2 protein-coding genes are annotated in these 1,011 nt (G+C 60.6%); both read left to right on the forward strand.

The window, feature by feature from the left end; translation table 11 throughout:
• A partial coding sequence (locus RT018_RS13905) for a hypothetical protein (RefSeq protein ID WP_312942889.1) occupies positions 1–511 on the forward strand: 511 nt, incomplete at its 5' end.
• A gap of 17 nt (positions 512–528) precedes the next feature.
• Positions 529–918, forward strand: a complete 390-nt coding sequence (locus RT018_RS13910) for a hypothetical protein (RefSeq protein WP_312942890.1) — start codon at positions 529–531, stop codon at positions 916–918.
• The last annotated feature ends 93 nt before the right edge of the window (positions 919–1,011 follow it).

A 1,011-nucleotide genomic window follows, 5' to 3' on the forward strand; every position in this document is an offset into this window, starting at 1 on the left:
GTTGCAGGAGGCCGGAATCAAGCCGGACGTGCTGGAAAGCCTGATCGACCAGAGAGTGGCCCAGCACCCGGCGGTGACCGCGGCGCAGCAGGCGGCGGCTTCCGCGAGAGCACAGCAGGCCGTGGCGGCGGAGCAGCGGGCACAGGGCGCCATTGCGGCGGAGATGCAGAAAATTTCCGCCATTGACCCTTCGGTTAAGTCGCTGGAGGACATTGCGAAGATGCCCACGGCGGCGGATTTCAACCGATATGTGCAGCGGGGAAATACGCTGGAAGAGGCGTTTTATCTTGCCAATCGGAAAGACCTTGAGCAAAAACGGCTGGCGGCCGCAAAGCAGACCGCCATCAATCAGACGCGCAGCAAACAGGGCCTTCTCAGCGGCGCAGGCGAAGGCGCGCCGGGGATCAGCGTTCCTGCGGAACAGGCCGCGGCGTATCGGGAATGGTTCCCGGATGCTACGGACGAGGAGATTTCCAAGAACTGGTCCAAATTTGAGAAGTCCTGCCGCTGACACAGGAAGGAGTTTATATGTTCAGCACGAAAAAAATGGGCGTCGGCCTGACCGCGCCTTTTGTGTATCTGCCGGGAACGGCGGGAGAAACCATTGCGGCGGGGGAGGCACTGGTGCTCTCCGGCGGAAAGCTGACCAAATGCGGCGCAACCGCAAAGCCTGCCTATATCGCCATGGGGCCGATGGACGGCAACGGAACAGTTCCATGCGCGGAGGTTCAGTCCTACATGGAATTTCAGACCACGCTCAGCGCAGCGCCTGCCGAGGGCGTGACGCTGGCACCGGGAGACAAGGTGACGCTGAGCGCGGACGCGCTGCAGGTGACGGCCACGACGGAATCCGGCGTGGCAACCATTAAGAGAATTGACGGTCAGGCGGTGGATTCCGTCGCGGTCGTCAGCTTCTAAGGAAAGGAGACGGAAATAATGGCTTTTTGTACAGTCAGCATTGCCGGCGCGCAAAACGACAGCCGGTTCGGGAAATCTCAGTTCCCCATTAAA

It is taken from the genome of Oscillibacter sp. (genome assembly GCF_032060045.1).
GTDB lineage: Bacteria > Bacillota > Clostridia > Oscillospirales > Oscillospiraceae > Oscillibacter.

Coding starts and splice junctions, on each gene's coding strand:
- RT018_RS13910 (WP_312942890.1), top strand. CDS start 529: ATGTTCAGCACGAAAAAAATGGGCGTCGGCCTGACCGCGCCTTTTGTG.